Below are 755 nucleotides of genomic sequence, written 5' to 3' on the forward strand. Positions count from 1 at the left end.
ATCCTTCAAGATGAGATCTCCCCGAGACCTAGAGTCTCCTAAAGGGTCCAGCAAGACTAGCTGGTTGATAGGCACGGTGTGGAAGCGCTGCAAGGCGTTGAGCTAACGTGTACTAATACCCCGTGAGGCTTGACCATATAACCCCAAGGGGTTTGCAAGACTTTGCTGAAGCCGGAGTGGTGAAAGAGAGCCACGTGGCAAGAAAGGGCAAAGTCGGATCGGTGAACGATCACCGACAACGCAGGATACGCGCTGCCTCGTAGAGCGGGCAGGTAATGAGATGTAGCTCAGTCAGCATGATCCGAATCAGTTGGAATGAGGGTTGGGTAAGCGATGAAAACCCATCATTCCGACGTCAGTTTTGCCTGACGACCATAGCGAGCGGGAACCACCTGATCCATGCCGAACTCAGTAGTGAAACCGCTTAGCGCCGATGGTAGTGTGGGGTCTCCCCATGCGAGAGTAGGTCATCGTCAGGCATCTATTCCGAACCCCGGCCATTGGTCGGGGTTCACTTATTTAGGGGTCCCCCATGCGTTAGGGGTCTCCCATGAAGAGTTCCGGAGCGCCGGCCCACGGATGGCCGCCCCAATCATCGTCAGGCATCTATCCGAAACCCCAGCCAACAGGCTGGGGTTTTTTATGTCGGAAAGAAAACTGGTGACGCTGAAAACTCGTGCCGGCAACGTGTTTAGAACGGCGACTTCTGTATGTCGAGTAGGTCACGCGGGTCTCTGTTTTAAGCCGCTTGTCAT

2 rRNA genes are annotated in these 755 nt (G+C 54.6%); both read left to right on the plus strand.

Annotated elements, in window-relative coordinates:
* Window positions 1-137: ribosomal RNA gene (locus tag BTW08_RS18485) — 23S ribosomal RNA — on the plus strand; the annotation flags it as partial.
* Window positions 138-364: 227 nt separating this feature from the next.
* Window positions 365-479, plus strand: a 5S ribosomal RNA gene (gene rrf / locus BTW08_RS18490).
* The last annotated feature ends 276 nt before the right edge of the window (window positions 480-755 follow it).

The organism is Salinicola sp. MH3R3-1 (assembly GCF_001937155.1).
GTDB classification, from domain to species: Bacteria; Pseudomonadota; Gammaproteobacteria; order Pseudomonadales; family Halomonadaceae; genus Salinicola; species Salinicola halophyticus.